The sequence below is a fragment of the Streptomyces sp. NPDC047022 genome (assembly GCF_040644155.1).
GTDB lineage: Bacteria > Actinomycetota > Actinomycetes > Streptomycetales > Streptomycetaceae > Streptomyces.
This window is the reverse complement of record NZ_JBEYVV010000003.1, coordinates 287,854-306,691: the sequence shown is the minus strand read 5'-3', so window position 1 is coordinate 306,691 and position 18,838 is coordinate 287,854. Positions and strand designations below refer to the sequence as shown.

Annotated in this window: 10 protein-coding genes; 7 read left to right on the top strand and 3 right to left on the bottom strand. The window is 71.2% G+C overall.

The genetic code is table 11. From position 1 onward, the window contains the following. Positions 1-26: 26 nt before the first annotated feature. On the top strand, positions 27-1,205 hold the full coding sequence (gene moeZ / locus ABZ845_RS06475) for an adenylyltransferase/sulfurtransferase MoeZ (protein WP_360973614.1): 1,179 nt from the start codon (positions 27-29) through the stop codon (positions 1,203-1,205). Positions 1,206-1,428: 223 nt separating this feature from the next. Further along, positions 1,429-2,088 (top strand): NAD(P)H-dependent oxidoreductase, encoded by a 660-nt coding sequence (locus ABZ845_RS06470; RefSeq protein WP_360973612.1) that lies wholly within the window; start codon positions 1,429-1,431, stop codon positions 2,086-2,088. Positions 2,089-2,195: 107 nt separating this feature from the next. Here ABZ845_RS06470 and ABZ845_RS06465 read toward each other — a convergent pair whose 3' ends face one another. The 3 genes from ABZ845_RS06465 to ABZ845_RS06455 form a co-directional block, all read right to left on the bottom strand. After that, on the bottom strand, positions 2,196-3,731 hold the full coding sequence (locus tag ABZ845_RS06465; RefSeq protein WP_360973610.1) for an alpha/beta hydrolase: 1,536 nt from the start codon (positions 3,729-3,731) through the stop codon (positions 2,196-2,198). A 196-nt stretch (positions 3,732-3,927) separates the two neighbouring features. Beyond that, the gene (locus ABZ845_RS06460; protein ID WP_360973608.1) at positions 3,928-5,493 is read right to left on the bottom strand and encodes an alpha/beta hydrolase; all 1,566 of its coding nucleotides are present in this window, start codon (positions 5,491-5,493) and stop codon (positions 3,928-3,930) included. Positions 5,494-5,679: 186 nt separating this feature from the next. Further along, complete coding sequence (locus ABZ845_RS06455; RefSeq protein WP_360973606.1) at positions 5,680-8,424, bottom strand: lysylphosphatidylglycerol synthase domain-containing protein; 2,745 nt, start codon at positions 8,422-8,424, stop codon at positions 5,680-5,682. A 186-nt stretch (positions 8,425-8,610) separates the two neighbouring features. Here ABZ845_RS06455 and ABZ845_RS06450 point away from each other — a divergent pair, with 186 nt between their 5' ends. From ABZ845_RS06450 to nudC, 5 genes are all read left to right on the top strand, one after another. Next, positions 8,611-8,976 carry an MGMT family protein gene (locus ABZ845_RS06450; protein ID WP_360973604.1) on the top strand — a complete coding sequence of 122 codons (366 nt, stop codon included), beginning with the start codon at positions 8,611-8,613 and terminating at the stop codon, positions 8,974-8,976. Between the two features lie 198 nt (positions 8,977-9,174). Beyond that, positions 9,175-12,588 carry an ATP-dependent DNA helicase gene (locus ABZ845_RS06445; protein WP_360973602.1) on the top strand — a complete coding sequence of 1,138 codons (3,414 nt, stop codon included), beginning with the start codon at positions 9,175-9,177 and terminating at the stop codon, positions 12,586-12,588. A gap of 124 nt (positions 12,589-12,712) precedes the next feature. Further along, the gene (locus tag ABZ845_RS06440) at positions 12,713-16,309 is read left to right on the top strand and encodes an ATP-dependent DNA helicase (protein WP_360973600.1); all 3,597 of its coding nucleotides are present in this window, start codon (positions 12,713-12,715) and stop codon (positions 16,307-16,309) included. A gap of 10 nt (positions 16,310-16,319) precedes the next feature. Further along, complete coding sequence (locus ABZ845_RS06435; RefSeq protein ID WP_360973598.1) at positions 16,320-17,714, top strand: dipeptidase; 1,395 nt, start codon at positions 16,320-16,322, stop codon at positions 17,712-17,714. A 174-nt stretch (positions 17,715-17,888) separates the two neighbouring features. After that, on the top strand, positions 17,889-18,830 hold the full coding sequence (gene nudC / locus ABZ845_RS06430; protein ID WP_360973596.1) for an NAD(+) diphosphatase: 942 nt from the start codon (positions 17,889-17,891) through the stop codon (positions 18,828-18,830). Positions 18,831-18,838 lie beyond the last annotated feature (8 nt).

Below are 18,838 nucleotides of genomic sequence, written 5' to 3'. Positions count from 1 at the left end.
GTGTTTGACCGACCAACGGAGTCCCCGTGTCGCTGCCACCCCTGGTCGAGCCGGCTGCCGAGCTCACCGTAGACGAGGTCCGCAGGTACTCCCGCCACCTGATCATCCCCGATGTCGGGATGGACGGGCAGAAGCGGCTGAAGAATGCCAAGGTGCTGTGTGTGGGCGCCGGCGGACTGGGCTCGCCGGCGCTGATGTACCTGGCCGCGGCCGGCGTGGGAACGCTCGGCATCGTGGAGTTCGACGAAGTCGACGAGTCGAACCTTCAGCGCCAGATCATCCACAGCCAGTCCGACATCGGCCGCTCCAAGGCCGAGTCCGCGCGTGACTCGGTCAAGGGCATCAACCCGTACGTGAACGTGATCCTGCACGAAGAGCGGCTCGAGGCCGACAACGTGATGGACATCTTCAGCCAGTACGACCTGATCGTCGACGGCACGGACAACTTCGCGACCCGATACCTGGTCAACGACGCGTGCGTGCTGCTGAACAAGCCGTATGTGTGGGGTTCGATCTACCGCTTCGACGGCCAGGCCTCCGTCTTCTGGTCCGAGCACGGCCCCTGCTACCGCTGCCTGTACCCGGAGCCCCCGCCGCCGGGCATGGTTCCCTCCTGCGCCGAGGGCGGCGTCCTCGGCGTGCTGTGCGCGTCCATCGGCTCCATCCAGGTCACCGAGGCGATCAAGGTCCTCACCGGCACGGGCGAGCCGCTCGTCGGCCGACTGATGATCTACGACGCCCTGGAGATGCAGTACCGCCAGGTCAAGGTCCGCAAGGACCCGAACTGCGCCGTCTGCGGCGAGAACCCGACCGTCACGGAGCTCATCGACTACGAGGCCTTCTGCGGCGTCGTCTCCGAGGAAGCCCAGGCCGCGGCGGCCGGCTCGACGATCACTCCCAAGCAGCTCAAGGAGTGGATCGACGACGGAGAGAACATCGAGATCATCGATGTCCGCGAGCCGAACGAGTACGAGATCGTCGCCATCCCGGGCGCCAGGCTGATCCCGAAGAACGAGTTCCTGCTGGGCACCGCCCTGGAGAGCCTCCCCCAGGACAAGAAGATCGTCCTGCACTGCAAGACGGGTGTCCGCAGTGCGGAAGTGCTCGCGGTCCTGAAGTCGGCGGGCTTCGCGGACGCGGTCCATGTGGGCGGCGGCGTGATCGGCTGGGTCAACCAGATCGAACCGCACAAGCCGGTCTACTGATCAGCGGTCTCGCTGACCGGCGAGACAGAAGAAGCCCACGGCTCTGACCAGGTCGGATGCCGTGGGCTTCTGTCATTGCCGACCGGTGTCAAGGGTCGGGCCCTCGTCCTGACCGGCTCGTTCCCTCGGGTCCTGGCCCTGTCGCGTGACGTCAGCCGGGGAACCACACTGGTCGCAGGGGCGCCCTCTCGGAGGCGCTTGCCCGCGACGGAAGGACGGATCCATGCCCACGGACACGCTTCCCGGCCCGCTGCGCTTCCTGGTCTTCGGCGCGGCCCTGCGGGCCGATTCGACCAACGCCCGCCTCGCCTCCCTCGTGGCCCGGATCATCTCCGACACCGGTGCCGCCGTCGACCTCGCCAACATGCGCGACTTCGACATGCCCTTGTACGACGGCGACATGGAGGCCGGCGAAGGGCTGCCGGACGGCGCCCTCGCCCTGCGCGACCGACTCGATCAGAGCGACGCCTTCGTCATCTCCTCGCCGGAGTACAACGCCTCCGTGCCGGGAGTGCTGAAGAACGCGATCGACTGGGTCTCGCGTGTCCGGCCGCAGCCGTTCAAGACCAAACACGCGATGCTCGTCTCCGCTTCGCCGTCGCTGGTCGGCGGCAACCGCGGGCTGTGGACCCTGAGGATTCCCCTGGAACACCTGGGCACCCGTGTCTACCCGGACATGTTCAGCGTGCCCGACAGCTACCAGGCCTTCGCCGAAGACGGAACGCTGGCCGACCCGGGGCTGCAACAACGTCTCACCGAGACTGTGTCGGGTTTCCTCAGCCTCGTCGAAGCGGACGTGCGCTACGTATGCCTCGAACGCCGTTGGTACGAGTTCCTGGGGGACTGTACCGAGGCGGCGATCACCCAGCGGGCCGAGAAGTGATGCCGGGACGACACGAGTTCAGGTCAACTGTCCGGTCCCCGTTGCCACGGCTGTGACCCACTCAGCTGCCGTGGGCCTCCGTCGTCAACCTGTCCACGCCAGGGGCGTCAGGAACACACCTTGCCGTCCTTCGGGGCCTTTCCGTTCAGCAGGTACTCGTTCACCGTGGAGTCGACGCAGCCGCTGCCGCTGCCGTACGCCCCGTGGCCCTCTCCCTTCCAGGTCAGTTCGACACCGACGCCCTTGCCCAGGCCGTCGGCCATCTTCCGAGCGCCCTCGTACGGCGTCGCCGGGTCCCCGGTGTTGCCCACCACCAGCACAGGGGCCGCGCCCGCGGCACTGACCTCGGGGTGGTCGAACTCCCCGGCCACTGGCCAGTCGTGACACCAGCCCGCCGTGTCCCAGCCCAGGAAGTCGCCGAACACGGGGGAGATCTTCTCGAACTCCGGCAGCAGCTTCTTCACCTCCTGAGGTGTGGGCCGCTGCTTGTCGTCCAGGCACGATATGGCCCGCTGGGCATGCGTGGTCGTGCCGTAGTGCCCTGAGGCATCCCGTTCGTCGTAGCCGTCGGCGAGTCTCAGCAGCGCGGAACCGTCGCCCGCCTCGGCCGACTGCAGCGCGACGGTGAGCGCGGGCCAGCTGTCCTTGCTGTAGAGGGGCAGCACGATGCCGGTGACGGCCAGGGACTGGGTCAGCTTGCGGCCGGACGATGTCGGCAGCGGCTTTGCGTCGATCCGCTTCAGCAGGTCCGCGATCTTCCGAGAGCCCTGCTGCGGGTCCTGCCCGGTCGACTTGAGGTAGTCGTCCAGCGCACGCTGGAAGCCACGGGTCTGGTTCTTCGCGTGGCCGATGCTGTCGGCGGTCGGGTCGACCACCGCGTCGAGCACCACACTTCCCACGTTCTTCGGGAACAAGTGCGCGTAGACACCACCGAGTTCGGTGCCGTACGAGATCCCGAAGTAGTGCATCCGGGTGTCACCGAGGACCTGGCGCATCAGGTCCATGTCGCGTGCGGTGTCGGTCGTCGAGACGTGCGAGATCAGCTTGCCCGCGGCCTTGGCGCAGCCCTTGCCGAAGGCGGCGGCGTCATCGAGGTACGCCTTTTCCTCGGCGGCGTTGTCCGGCGTCGCGTCGATGGACTCGGCCGCCTGTATCGCATTGTCGCCGCGGCAGCGGATCCCTTCGCTCGCTCCGACTCCGCGTGGATCCCAGCTCACCAGGTCGTAGCGCGTATGGAGCTTGGTGAGCGAGGCCGCGTACGCGGGCATGGTCGAGACGCCGGAGCCTCCGGGACCACCGAAGTTGAACAGGAGCGAGCCGATGCGTTCGCCGCCGGTCGCCGTGGAGCGGATCAGCGCCAGGCCGATCGTCCCGCCGTCCGGCTTCGACCAGTCCAGCGGCACCTTCATGGTCGCGCACTGCCAGGCGCCGCCCGGCGCCGATGCGCCCGTGCAGCGGCCCCAGCCGAGCTTCTGGGACGTGAGCGAGGACGGCAGTCCCGAGGAAGCCGCGGGCGGCGGTGCCGAGCGCGAGCCGGACCCGCTCTTCGCGTCGTCCTTTCCTCCGCCGGACGAGCCGCTGCCGCAGCCGGTCATCAGCACCGCGGCGGCGATCGCGGCGGTGCATCGTACGAAAAGTGACATGTGCACCCCCCTGACGCGCTCCCCGCTCGGATCCGCGAGGAGCAGTCAGGCCATAGTAGACAGATCGAGCCGAGCCTATTTCCGCTTGTGGATAACTCGCTGACCTGCACTTTTCTGGTGTGTGCCTACGGGCGGCGCTCCTGCCTGGACCCCGCTGCGGCCGGATGGGGGATCCGGCCGCAGCGGGGTCCGGCGGCTAGGTGCAGACGGTCCCCAGCGAGGGAACCTTCCCATTCAGCAGATAGTTGTTCACGGCGTTCTGTACGCATTTGTCGCCGCTGTCGTAGGAGCCGTGTCCCTGCCCCTTGTACGTCAGCTCGATACCCACTCCCTTGCCCAGTGCCTCCACCATCCTCCTCGCCCCGGCGTACGGGGTGGCCGGGTCACCGGTGTTGCCGACCACCAGGATCGGGGCGGCACCGGGCGCGCTCACGGTCGGATGGTTCCATGCTCCCGGCACGGCCCAGTCGACGCAGCTGAGCAGGCCCCAGGCCAGGAAGTCGCCGAACAGCGGTGAGGCGGCGCGGAACTGCGGCAGTTGCGCCTTCACATCGGCGATGGTGTAGCGGGGTTTCTGGTCGGCGCAGTTGATGGCGATGTTGGCGGGGATGAGATTGCTGTACTGCCCGTTCTCGTTGCGTCCGTTCAGCGAGTCCGACAGCAGCATCAGCACCTTGCCGTCACCTGCGTACGCCTGCTGCAGGCCCTCGGTGAGGTAGGGCCAGAAGTCCTTGGAGTACAGGGACTCGGCGATGCCGTTGGTGGCCGCGGTCTCGGTCAGCTTCCGGGGGTAGATCCCGGGCAGCGGCTTGGTGTCGAGGCTCTTCAGCAGTTCGGCGATCCGGTTCTCCACGTCCTTCGGCGTCTTGCCGACGGGGCATCCGGGGTGCGAGGTGCAGTCCCGGGCGTAGTTGTCGAGCGCCAGCTGGAACCCCTTGGCCTGCCCCAGAGAGCTCTGGACCGGGTTCTCCGTCGGGTCGACGACCGCGTCGAGAACGGCCCGCCCGACGTTGTGGGGGAACAGGTGCGCGTAGACGCCGCCGAGCTCGGTGCCGTACGAGATGCCGAAGTAGTGCAACTTGGTGTCACCGAGGACCTGGCGCATCAGGTCCATGTCGCGAGCCGCGTCCGTGGTGCGTACGTACGGCAGCACCTTGCCGGAGCGCGTCTCGCAGGCGTTGTTGAACTGCCTGGTGTTGTTGAGGAGCGCCTTCTGCTCGGCCACGGTGTCGGGTGTCGCGTCCTGCTGGAAGAACACGTCCAGTTGCTTGTCGGTCTTGCAGAGCACGGGCGCGCTGCGGCCGACGCCGCGCGGGTCGAAGCTCACCAGGTCGTAGCGGGTGCGCAGGGTCGAGTAGTCCTGCGCGAAGGCGGGCAGCGCGCCGACGCCGGAGCCGCCGGGGCCGCCGAAGTTGAAGATGAGCGAGCCTATGCGCTGGCTGGGCGGGCCGCTCGTCTTCGCCCGGATCAGCGCGATGCCGATCGTGGCGCCGCCCGGGTTGTTCCAGTTCAGGGGCGCCTTCATGGTCGCGCACTGCCAACGGGTGCCGTCGGGCAGGGGCGCGGGGGCGCTGCCGCCCCCCTCGGCCTCGGACGGCGCGGTGCAGTCGGTCCAGTTCAGCTTCTGGTCCGACAAGTCCCGCGTCGGGGGCGACAGGTCCACGCTGCCTGAGGTCGCGGTGGCGCAACCCGTCAGGAAGGGGGACGCAAGGGCGGCAGTGGCGGCCACGGAGAGGGCGCGGATCCGGTGAGGGTTCGGCATGCTCCCATCGTGCGGTCGCCCGGCGCCGGGCGCCCCGGGACAAGGTCCGTGTGGGTGAGTCCCCTTGCCGCGGACCGCGTGTCGCGTTGCACGGCGGTCGCCGCGGCGGCCCCGCAGCCGCCGCGCGAACGGACGTCCCTGGCACGCAGCCTGGGCCACGCCCGTGTGCACGCCTCAGCAGGCGTCCTAGAGCGCGCCCTTGCGCGTGAGATGGTTGAAGAACAGCCAGCCCGGAAGGACAGGCAGCCACAGCGTCAGCAGCCGGTACAGCAGCACCGCGGGCGCCGCGACCTCCTTGGGCAGGCCCACCGCGATGAGACCGACCGTGAGGGTCGCCTCGACCGCTCCCACCCCGCCGGGCGTCGGAGCGGCGGAGCCGAGCGCGTTGCCCGCCAGGAAGACCACCGCGACGCTCGCCAGGCTGAGAGTGGTCGGCTCCTCATGCCCGAAGGCCCGGATCGAGGCGTCCAGGCACATCACGAACGAGGCGGTGAGCAGCAGCATGCCGCCGATGCCCGTGACCAGCTTCTGCGGCCGTTGCAGCACGTCGAGCATGCGCGGCACCACTCCCGCGAACAGCGACCTCACACGCGTGGCGACGAACTTCCGCAGGAACGGCACCGACGTCACCACCAGGACGAGCACCGCGACCGTCAGCAGACCGGCGATGACCGTACGGGACGGCGACAGGGACGGGGTCTTCTCGGTGCCCGTGAGGTAGCCGAACGACAGCAGCATCAGTACGTGGCAGCCCAGTCCGAACAGCTGCGACGCGCCGACGCTCGCCACCGCCAGGCCCGGCCGCACCTTCGCACGCTGAAGGAAGCGCGTGTTGAGCGCGACACCGCCGACCGCCGCGGGAGCCACGATCTTCACGAACGACCCGGCGACCTGCGCCGCCACGGTGCGCCAGAACGGCACCCGTTCGGGTACGAAGCCCAGCAGCGCCATCGCCGCCGCGACGTAGCTCAGAGCGGAGAAGAGGGCGGCCGCCGCGACCCAGCTCCACTCGGCGTTGGCGAAGAGCGTGCCGAACTCGATGTGCGTGAGCTGCGTCAGCAGGAAGTACGCGCCGATGGCGCCGGCGATGAAGCTGATCAGTGTGCGGGGCCGTACCCGTTCCAGGCGGGCCGGCTCCACCGGGGCCTGCGGCCGGATCCGCAGCACCTGGTGGCGGATCTGGGTGAGCAGGTCTTCTTCCCGCGCCTCGTCGAGCGCCTCGTCGAGTGCCCGTTTCTCCGCTCGCTGTTCGGCCCGCTGCTCGGCGCGTGCGGCCTTCTTGCCGTGCTTGTCGAGGGCCGCCTCGGCGCCGTCGGAGCTCTCCTGCGACCGCGCCGCCCTGGTCTGGCGGGACGCCTCCAGGACCGCCTCCCGCTCGCGCTCGGCCCGCTGCCGGGCCAGCTTCCTGAGCGTCGCGCGCGTGGAACGGGTCAGTGCGATGGGCTGCAGCATGGGCAGGCAGTCGGCGACCGCGTCCGGGCCCAGTACGCCGACGGCGGAGGACACCGCGCGCTCGGCGCCGACCCGCAGGCCGAGCGTCGCCAGCAACTGGGCGATGTCCATCCGCAGCACCAGGTCACCGGCCGCGATCTCGCCGTTGCGCAGGTCGGTCAGGACGACGGTGCCGGAACGATCCACCACGATGGCGTCACCCGCCAGCCGGCGGTGTGCGATGCGCCGGGACTGCAGGGCACGTACCTGGTGCCAGGTGTCGTGCAGCAGTTCGTCCGTGATCTCCTCGTCCGGCAGCTGGTCCAGGGTCCGGCCGCCGGTGTGCTCGTAGACGAGCATCACGGCGTCGGGGCCGAGCTCGGAGGTCGCGATCAGCCTCGGCGCGTTGGCGCCTGCCGCGATGGCCGCGTACGCGAGGAGCGCCTCCTGCTCCAGGGCCTGGCGCAGCGACTGCAGGCTGCTGCGCGTGGTGATGCCGCGCAGCGTCAGCCGCCGCCACACGCGGTAGAAGAAGCCCTGAGCCTGCTGCTCGCGGTCGACGACGGTCACGTCGAGAGGCGGTCCGTCCTCCAGCGTGACGAAGTAGCGCCGGCCGCGGTCGCCGTTGTCGGTGGTGTCCTGCATGTCCTCGCGCGCCGCGCTGACCGGGCGGAAGCCCACGGTGCGCAGCCCGGCCATCAGGGTCCGCCCGGTGGGCCGCACATTCGGTGAGCCCACCGCGTACAGCGTTGCGGCCGCGACGCTCCAGCCGATCAGCACCGTCAGAATGATCGAGAACGGGGTCGTGTAGCCGGTGACCAGCATCGAGAAGGCGTCGAGCATCAGTACGACCCACAGCACGGCCCGCCAGCGCGGTCTGCGTGACATGCCCACGGCCGTCATATAGGCGATGACGGGCGCGAGATAGCCGTGCACCGGGTCGGTCAGGGCGTGGATGTCGCCGGGGGAGGGCTGGGTCAGCGCGTCCTGGATGGAGGGCGGGGCGGCCTTGGCCACCCACAGGTCCGTGGCGAGCGTCACGCCATGGGCGAGCACCGCCGCGAGCACACCGTCGGCGATGCGCAGCCCGTCCCTCTTGATGAGCCGCTCGATGGCGAAGGCGACCGGCACCAGGAGGATCGCGATGCTCGAGGCAAGGCCCGCGATCTTGATCAGCAGATCGGGTGCCTGGCCAGTGCCCTTGTTGATGTCCTGTTCGAGCCCCGACGTGGTGCCGTGCGCGAAGGCCGCGATCGCGAGCAGCACCACGATCGAGAGCACGCCCACCAGGAAGCGCATCAGGTCCGAAGGCCGGTGCACGCGCGCGGGGAGGAGCGGTTCGTCGCCCTCGACCGCGTCGCAGTGGGCGTCCTGACGGTGCTCGTCGGCGCCGTCGTCTGCCATCTCGCTTGCCTTCCGGCCGCCGTCAGCGGTGTCCGGGCGCGACGAACCCTCAGAGGTGCCCTCCGCACCGTCGGGATGCACGCCCTGCTGCTTCATCGTCTCTTCTTGATCTCGTATCACCAGTCACCGCCCGCACGATGGTGGCATGTCCACCCGACACACGGGGGCATCAGGGTGCAAATGCGGGGGCGCACAGTCTGCCCGAAGCGCTGCCTCAGGGCGAGGCATACGCTCGCCCACTCTCACATCTCATTGTCGGTGGGGTGGGGCAGGATGGGGCGGATGAGCGAGGAAAGCCTTCCGGCGGACACGCTGCCGGACTACGCGGAACGGGTCCTTGACGTGGCCGAACGTATTCCGCCGGGGCGCGTCATGACGTACGGCGATGTGGCCGAGTGGCTGGAGGAGGGCGGTCCGCGCCAGGTGGGCCGTGTGATGGCCCTTTATGGCGGAGCCGTCCCCTGGTGGCGTGTCATCCGGGCGGACGGCGTGCTGCTGCCCGGCCATGAACTGGAGGCGCTGGACCACTACCGGGAGGAGGGAACCCCGCTGCGTGAAACCGGTCACGCCTCCGGGAGCCATCTGCCGCGCGTCGACATGCGGCGGGCCCGGTGGGACGGCGGCGAGCGTGCGCAGGGTCACACCTGACAGCTTCCGCCACCGGCCGCGGCGGAGGGGAATCCATGCCCCGTACGGGGGATACGCGGCACCTCCGTGAGATGCCGTACGTTCGTGCGGCGGGGGATTCGTGACGGCGGGGGACACGAGCGACCCGGCCCCGCCCCCGACGCCGCCCCGCGCGGACATCGGACAGCCCGAGTACGACCACCAGGACCGGCGAACCACGTGAGCTCCTCCTTCTCCACAAGGCGCCTGCCGCACCCACAGGTGCGGCAGGGGAGCCGTGGCGCCTACCGACTGGTGCGTACACCTCCGTCCCGGATCGAGCCCCCTGCGCTGGACACGGCGCAGCGCGCCGTGGCCGGCCACGAGGCAGGCCCGCTGCTCGTCCTCGCGGGTCCCGGCACCGGCAAGACGACCACGCTCGTCGAGTCCGTCGCCGCCCGAGTCGCCCGTGGCGGTGACCCCGAACGCATCCTCGTGCTGACGTTCAGCCGCAGGGCCGCCATGGACCTGCGCGACCGGATGGCCCTGCGCGCCGGCGCGGCACACGCGCCCCAGGCCACCACGTTCCACTCCTTCTGCTACGCCCTGGTCCGCGCCCACCAGGACAGCGACCTCTTCGTGGAACCGCTGCGCCTGCTGTCCGGCCCCGAACAGGACGTGACCGTCCGTGAGCTGCTCGCCGGGCAGCCGGACCTGGAACGCCTGGGCCTCGCGCATGTGCGCTGGCCCGACGAACTGCGTGCCTGCCTGACCACCCGAGGCTTCGCCGACGAGGTCCGCGCCGTGCTGGCCCGCACCCGTGAGCTCGGCCTCGGCCCGGACGCCCTGCGCCGCTTCGCCGAGCGCATCGGCCGCCCCGACTGGGGGGCCGCTTCCGCCTTCCTCGCCGAATACCTGGACGTCCTGGACCTCCAGGGAGTGATCGACTACGCGGAGCTCGTCCAACGCGCGGTGCTGCTGGCCCGCCGCCCCCACGTCGCCGAGCAGCTGGCCGCCCGGTACGACGCGGTCTACGTGGACGAGTACCAGGACACCGACGCCGCGCAGGTGCGTCTGTTGAAGGCACTCGCGGGCGGTGGCAGGACCCTGGTGGCCTTCGGCGACCCCGACCAGTCGATCTACGCGTTCCGGGGCGCCGACGTGGGCGGCATCCTGGACTTCCCGTACGACTTCCCGCGCCTGGACGGCGCACCCGCGCCCGTGGAGGTCCTCAGGACCTCCCGCCGCTCCGGCGCCGCCCTCCTGGCCGCGACGCGGCTTCTCACCCTGCGCATGCCCCTGACCAGGCTCCCCGCCGAGAAGGTACGGGCGCACCGGGAACTCGCCGCGGTCCACGAGGGCGGCCGGGTCGAGGTGCTCACCTGCCCGACGCCCGGCGCGGAAACGGACACCATCGCCGACATCCTGCGCCGTGCCCACCTCGAGGACGGTGTGCCATGGGGCGAGATGGCCGTCCTGGTGCGCGCCGGAGCCCGCACCATCCCGGCGGTCCGCCGCGCCCTGACGGTCGCCGGGGTCCCGCTGGACATCGACGGTGACGACCTGCCGCTGCGCCATGAACCGGCGGTGACTCCGCTGCTGACAGCACTGCGCGCGGTGGCGTCGGCAGTGGAGGCCGTGGGCGCGGAGCACGGTCGGCCTGATCCGGAAGCGGCGCAAGAACCCGAGCCGAATGCGGCGGCGCGAGAACCCGAGCCGAATGCGGCGGCGCGAGAGCCTGAGGCCGAGTCGGCGCGAGAACAGGGCGCCGTCCCCGAGCCGTGGCTCGACACCGAAACCGCGCTCACCCTCCTCTCCTCCCCGCTGGCCGGAATGGACGCCGCCGATCTGCGCCGCCTCGGCCGCGCTCTGCGGGACGAGGAGCGGGCCGCCGGCAACCCCGTACCGCCCCCCTCCAGCGAACTGCTCGCGCGGGCGCTGGCCGAGCCGGAGCGGCTGGTGGCCCACGACCCGGCATACGCGCGCGGAGCCCAGCGCCTCGGCGGGCTGCTCCGCACGGCACGTGAGCGCCTCGCGAGCGGCGGTACGGCCGAAGAGGCCCTGTGGGACCTGTGGGACGGCACGCCCTGGCCCAGGCGCCTGGAGAGCGCCTCCCGGCGTGGCGGCGCGGCCGGACGCAACGCGGACCGTGACCTCGACGCCGTGTGCGCCCTGTTCGCGACCGCCGCGCGCGCCGAGGAACGCACCGGCGGCCGGGGCGCCCTGAACTTCCTGGAGGAGACCGAGGCCCAGGACATCGCCGCCGACACGCTCACCCGCCGGGCGTTGCGTCCCGACGCCGTACGTCTGATGACCGCGCACCGCTCCAAGGGCCTGCAGTGGCGCCTGGTCGTCGTCGCGGGCGTCCAGGACGGACTGTGGCCCGACCTGCGCCGCCGCGGCTCCCTGCTGGAGGCGGACCGCATCGGCCGGGACGGACTCGCCGAACCCCTCACCCCCGGTGCGCTGCTCGCCGAGGAACGCCGTCTGTTCTACGTCGCCTGCACCCGCGCGCGCGAACGCCTTGTCGTCACCGCCGTGAAGGCACCCGCCGACGACGGAGACCAGCCCTCCCGCTTCCTCACCGAACTAGGCGTCGAGCCCAAGGACGTCACCAGCCGTCCGCGCCGCCCGCTGTCCGCCGCCGCGCTCGTCGCCGAACTGCGCGCCACTACCGTCGACCCGCGCGTGTCCGACGCGCTCAGGCAGGCCGCCGCCCGGCGGCTCGCCCGGCTCGCCGCACTCGCCGACGAGGACGGCCGGCCCCTCGTGCCGGCCGCGCACCCCTACCGCTGGTGGGGCATGTGGGACCCGACCGAGAGCAAAGTGCCCCTGCGCGACAGAGACACGCCGGTCGCACTGTCCGGGAGCGCCCTCGACCAGCTCGCGAACACCTGCGCCCTGCAGTGGTTCCTGGGCCGCGAGGTGAAGGCCGACGCACCCGCGACCGCCGCCCAGGGCTTCGGCAACGTGGTGCACGTCCTCGCCGACGAGGTGGCATCCGGACGAACCCCGGCCGATCTCGACGTCCTCATGGAGAGGCTCGATTCGGTGTGGAACGCGCTGGCCTTCGACGCGCCGTGGAAATCCGCTCAGGAGCAGGACAACGCGCGCATGGCGCTCGAACGCTTCCTGAAATGGCATGTCGCCGACCGCACCGGACGCACGCCGGTGGCGAGCGAGCAGGACTTCGACGTGACCCTTGAAGCAGGCGACTACCAGGTCCGCATCCGCGGCTCCATGGACCGCGTCGAGAGGGACGGCCAAGGCCGCGCCTACGTGGTCGACTTCAAGACCGGCAAGCAGGCGCCCAGTTCCACCGACGTGGCGCGCCACCCGCAACTCGCCGTGTACCAGCTCGCCGTGCGCGAGGGAGCCGCCGACGAAGCCTTCGGCGGTCAGCGCCCCGAACCGGGCGGCGCCGAACTCGTGCACCTGAGGCAGGGCGCCGCCAAGAAGGACGGCGGCGACACCCTGCCCAAGGTCCAGGCCCAGGAGCCACTGGAGGGGGAGTGGGTCGGCGACCTCCTGGCCACCGCCGCGGGCAAGGTCCTCGACGAGCGCTTCTCGCCGACCGCCGGGCAGCACTGCGCGCACTGCGCGTTCCGGGCCTCCTGCAGCGCACGGCCGGAGGGCCGTCACGTGGTGGAGTGACACTTGCGCATGCAGGTGTGCGGGCGCGTGTGATGCACCGCACCACACGCGCTGACCAGGGGTTCTTCCAGCACGGCAGGCGAGGCGGCAACCGCTGTCAGTGGCCGCCGATAGCCTCTTCGACGTGCCCGCCCGTATCACCGACCCCGAGGAGCTCAAGGAGCTCCTCGGCATCCCGTTCACTCCGGAGCAGACGGCCTGCATCACCGCACCGCCCGCCCCGCAGGTGATCGTGGCCGGAGCCGGTTCGGGCAAGACCACGGTGATGGCGGCCCGCGTGGTGTGGCTCGTCGGCACCGGGCAGGTCGCACCCGAGGAGGTCCTCGGTCTCACGTTCACCAACAAGGCGGCGGGTGAACTGGCCGAGCGCGTCCGCAAGGCGCTCGTCAAGGCGGGGGTCACCGACCCGGACACGATCGACCCGGACAACCCGCCGGGCGAACCGGTGATCTCCACGTACCACGCCTTCGCGGGCCGGCTGCTGACCGACCACGGCCTTCGCATCGGGTTGGAACCGGCCTCGCGCCTGCTCGCCGACGCCACCCGCTTCCAGCTCGCCGCGCGTGTGCTGCGGGCGGCACCGGGCCCCTACCCGGCGCTGACCCGCTCCTTCCCGGACCTTGTCAGCGACCTCCTCACCCTCGACTCCGAACTGGCCGAGCACCTCGTACGCCCCGAACAGGTACGCGCGTACGACGCCGGTCTGCTGCGCACCCTGGAAGGCGTCCGGCTCAGCAACGCCGACCTGCGCAAGGTTCCCGAGACGGCTGCCGCCCGCCGCGAACTGGCCGAGCTGGTCAGCCGTTATCGCGAGGCCAAACGTGAGCGCGATCTCCTCGACTTCGGCGACCAGATCGCCCTCTCCGCCACTCTCGCGCGCATGCCCGAGGTGGGACGTGTGCTGCGCGACGAGTTCCGTGTGGTCCTGCTCGACGAGTACCAGGACACGTCGGTCGCCCAGCGCGTCCTGCTCTCCGGGCTGTTCGGCGGCGGCACCGGCCATCCCGTGACCGCCGTGGGCGACCCCTGCCAGGCGATCTATGGCTGGCGCGGCGCGTCCGTCGCCAACCTGGACGACTTCCCCGAGCACTTCCCCGGAGCCGACGGCCGCCCGGCCGCCCGCCAGGCACTCAGCGAGAACCGCCGCAGCGGCGGGCGTCTCCTCGAACTCGCCAACGGCCTCGCCGAGCCCCTGCGCGCGATGCACGCGGGCGTGGAAGCGCTCCGGCCGGCTCCCGGCGCCGAGCACGAAGGACAGGTCCGCTGCGCGCTGCTGCGCACCCATGCCGAGGAAATCGGCTGGATCGGCGACTCCATCGCCCACCTGGTGCACACCGGCACCGCGCCCGGCGAGATCGCGGTGCTGTGCCGCACCGCGACGGACTTCGCCGAGATCCAGGGCGCGCTCGTCGCCCGCGACATCCCGGTGGAGGTCGTGGGCCTGTCCGGTCTGCTCCACCTGCCCGAGGTCGCCGATCTCGTCGCCGTCTGCGAGGTGCTCCAGGACCCGGGAGCCAACGCCTCCCTGGTCCGCCTCCTCACCGGTCCGCGCTGGCGCATCGGCGCCCGCGACCTCGCCCTCCTGGGCCGCCGCGCCCGGCTGCTCGTCTCCTACGCGCGCGTAGGAGACGACGATCCGGACCGCAGGCTCGCTGCGGCCGTCGAGGGCATCGACCCCTCGGAGGTGATATCGCTCGCGGACGCCCTGGACACCTTCCTCGAGCTGCCCATGGAGCCCGGGCAGGACGACGACGGGCTGCCCTTCTCGCCCGACGCGCGCGTGCGGTTCGCGCGCCTGGCCGCCGAGCTGCGTGAGCTGCGCCGCTGCCTCGCCGATCCCCTGATGGACGTCCTGCACAGGGTTCTCGCCGTCACCGGACTGGAAGTGGAGCTGTCCGCCTCCCCGCACGCGCTGGCCGCCCGCCGCAGGGAGACGCTGTCCAACTTCCTGGACATCGCCGCGTCGTTCGCCTCGGGCGACCATGACGCCTCCCTGCTGGCCTTCCTGGGCTTCCTGCGCACGGCTGCCCAGTACGAGAAGGGCCTGGACAACGCCCTGCCGGGCGGCGAGAACACCGTCAAGGTGCTCACGGCGCACCGGTCCAAGGGCCTGGAATGGGACGTGGTCGCCGTTCCCGGCCTGGTGACCGGCACCTTCCCGAGCGCCCAGGGCCGTGAGAAGTGGACCGCGCAGGGCAAGGTGCTGCCCCACGCCCTGCGCGGTGACGCCGACACGCTGCCCGACGTCGAGACGTGGGACTCCCGGGGCCTGAAGTCGTTCCACGAGGCCATGAAGGAGCATCAGCACATCGAGGAACTGCGTCTCGGCTACGTCGCCTTCACCCGCCCCCGGTCCCTGCTCCTCGGCTCCGGTCACTGGTGGGGTCCCACCCAGAAGCGCTCCCGTGGTCCCTCGGACTTCCTGCTGGCCCTCTACGAGCACTGTGCCGCCGGGTACGGCGAGATCGAGGTCTGGGCCGACGAACCGGACGAGGACGAGGAGAACCCCGCACTCCACCGGGCCACCGCCGACCACGCCTGGCCGCTTCCCCTGGACGAGACGGCACTCGCCCGCCGGCGCGCCGCCGCCGAGGCCGTGCTGGCCCACCTGGAGATGTCCGCGTCGCCCGTGTCACACGGCGGAACCCACCTCACGGCCCTCCACGACACCCCCGCCTACGACGACCCGGAGTGGCCGCCGCCACCGGACGAGGACGATCCGTACGGTGAGCCGGATCCGAATGACGGTACGGATCCGTACGGTGACCGGGACCCGTTCGCGGGTCCGGATGCGCACGACGGCCAGGACCCGTTCGCAGATCGGGATCCGTACGACGACCAGGATCCGTACGACGGTCCGGAGCCACACGGTCGGCCGGATCCGCCGCGCGCACCCCGCGTGCCCCGCGCACCCCATGCGCGCGTGCCGTTGGACGACGGTGCCCCGGCCGTCCCCTCTGCCCGCCGCCCGGCCGGCGAAGCCCCCGCGCTCACCCCGGAGGAGGCCCGGACCATCGCCTCCTGGGACCGCGACCTGGACGCCCTCTCCGGAGAACTGCTCCGCGCTCGCGCGCTCGTCACCGACGTCCCCCTGCCACCGTCGCTGACAGCGTCCCAGGTGCTGCGCCTGGCCGCCGACCCCGACGGGCTCGCGCGGGAGCTCGCACGCCCCATGCCGCGTCCTCCGCAACCCGCGGCGCGCCGCGGCACCCGTTTCCATGCCTGGGTCGAGGCGCGCTTCGAGGAACTGAGGCTGCCCATGCTGGAGCCGGAGGAACTGCCCGGCAGTGATGCCGAGATCGCCGACGAACGGGACCTGGAGGCGCTGAAGGACGCTTTCGAGCGCACCGCATACGCCCACCGGACCCCCTACCGGGTCGAGGTCCCCTTCCAGCTCGCGATCGCCGGGCGTGTGGTGCGGGGCCGTATCGACGCCGTCTACAGCACGGACGACGGCGACGGGGCGGCGTACGAGATCGTCGACTGGAAGACGGGGCGCCACACGACGGGCGACCCGCTCCAGCTCGCCCTGTACCGGCTCGCCTGGGCCGAGCACCAGGGCGTGGCCCTGGAAGCCGTCTCGGCCGTGTTCCTGTACGTCCGCAGCGGCGAGGTCGTACGCCCCGAGGGACTGCCTGACCGGGCCGCTCTGGAACGGCTGCTGCTGGACGGGCCCTCCTCGCGGGAACCGGCCGACCAGGATGTCGGCGCGGGCCGATAGGCTCGTGAGCATGAGCGAGACCCCGGACAGTGCCGTCCGCACGTACATCGACCAGCACCGTGCCGCCTTCCTCGACGACCTCGTGGAGTGGCTGCACATCCCGTCGGTGTCCGCCCAGCCCGAGCACGCGGCGGATGTGCGGCGCAGCGCCGAGTGGCTCGCCACGAAACTGCAGGAGACCGGCTTCCCCACGGCCGAGGTGTGGCCGACGGACGGCGCCCCCGCCGTCTTCGCCGAGTGGCCCGCCGACGATCCTGAGGCACCCACCGTGCTGGTCTACGGGCACCACGACGTGCAGCCCGCCGCTCGCGAGGACGGTTGGGACAGCGACCCCTTCGAGCCGGTGATCCGCGACGGCCGCCTCTACGCGCGCGGGGCCGCCGATGACAAGGGGCAGGTGTTCTTCCACACGCTCGGTGTACGCGCGCACCTCGCCGCCACCGGCCGCAGCGCCCCCGCGGTCCACCTGAAGCTGCTGATCGAGGGCGAGGAGGAGTCCGGCTCGCCGAACTTCCGCACCCTTGTCGAGCGGCACGCGGACCGGCTCGCCGCCGACGCCGTGATCGTGTCGGACACGGGCATGTGGTCCGCGGACACACCCACCGTGTGCACGGGCATGCGCGGCCTCGCAGAGTGCGAGATCACCCTGCACGGTCCCGGACAGGACATCCACTCGGGTTCCTTCGGCGGCGCCGTGCCCAACCCGGCCACGGAGGCCGCCCGCCTGGTGGCCGCCCTGCACGACGAGCACGCGCGCGTGGCGATTCCCGGCTTCTACGAGGGGGTCACCCAGCTCACCGACCGGGAGCGCGAGCTCTTCGCCGAGCTTCCCTTCGACGAGGAGCAGTGGCTGCGTACCGCGCGGTCGACCGCGACCCGCGGTGAGGGAGGACACACCACGCTGGAGCGCATCTGGGCCCGCCCGACCGCCGAGGTCAACGGCATCGGCGGCGGCTACCAGGGGCCGGGCAGCAAGACGATCATCCCGTCCTCGGCCATGGTGAAGCTCTCCTTCCGGCTCGTCGCCGGACAGGACCCCGACCACATCGAGAAGGCCGTCCGGGCCTGGGCCGCCGACCGCTTGCCCGCCGGGATCCGGCACGAGATCATCTTCGGCGCCGCCACCCGGCCCTGCCTGACGCCCCTCGACCACCCGGCCCTGCAGTCCGTCGTGCGCGCCATGGGCCGCGCCTTCCAGCAGCCCGTCCGCTTCACCCGGGAGGGCGGCTCCGGGCCCGCGGCCGACCTGCAGGAAGTCCTCGGCGCGCCGGTGCTGTTCCTCGGCATCTCCATCCCGTCCGACGGCTGGCACGCCCCGAACGAGAAGGTCGAACTGGATCTTCTCCTCAAGGGCGTCGAGACCGCCGCGTACCTGTGGGGCGACCTGGGGGGAGAGCCGGTGTGACGCCCACTGACCGTCTCACGAGGCGGCCGGCCTGCTGGGGGAGCGGCCGGGCGCGGCACACTGGAAGGGCCGCCGCGTACGCCCAAGGCCCACCGGGCCTGGTCTCCTCCAGTCGTACGTCCCGCTGAACCGCCCGCCGAAACCATCGCCGCACCGGGGGAGTTGGAAGCACCTGTGACCACCTGGACCGACCACACCGCCGACCGACCCATCTCACTCACGGCCCCGAGCGGTATCGACCGCGCCGCCCACCACCGCCTCGACGAGGCATGGCTCGCAGCGGCGTGGAGCCATCCGACGACCCGCTGCTTCGTGGTCTCCGGCGGCCAGGCCCTCATCGATGAGACGCCCGAAGGGCGGACCGAGCTCGTCATGACCCCGTCCTTCGAGGCGCCCCTCACGGAGGCCCACCGCTACTTCCTCGGCACCGATGAGGAAGGCGTCAGCTACTTCGCACTCCAGAAGGACGCGCTACCGGGCCGCATGGACCAGTCCGCGCGCCCGGCGGGCCTGCGCGAGGCAGGCCTGCTGCTGTCCCCGCGCGACGCGGGCCTGATGGTGCACGCGGTCGCCCTGGAGAACTGGCAGCGCATGCACCGCTTCTGCTCGCGGTGCGGCGAGCGCACGGTCATCGCCGCCGCCGGTCACATCCGCCGCTGCCCGGCCTGCGGCGCCGAGCACTACCCGCGCACCGACCCAGCGGTGATCATGGCCGTCACGGACGACGAGGACCGCGTCCTGCTCGGCCGCCAGGTGCACTGGCCCGAAGGCCGCTTCTCGACCCTCGCCGGCTTTGTCGAGCCGGGCGAGTCCATCGAGCAGTCGGTACGCCGCGAAGTCTTCGAAGAGGTGGGCATCACGGTCGGAGAGGTCGAGTACATCGCCAGTCAGCCCTGGCCCTTCCCTTCCAGCCTGATGCTCGGCTTCATGGCCCACGCCACCTCCACCGGCATCACCGTCGACGGCGACGAGATCCATGAGGCCCGCTGGTTCTCCCGCGAGGAACTGCGCGCGGCCTTCGAGTCGGGAGAGGTGCTGCCGCCGTACGGCATCTCCATCGCCGCCCGCCTGATCGAACTCTGGTACGGCAAGCCCCTGCCGACGAGAAACGTCTGACACGAGCA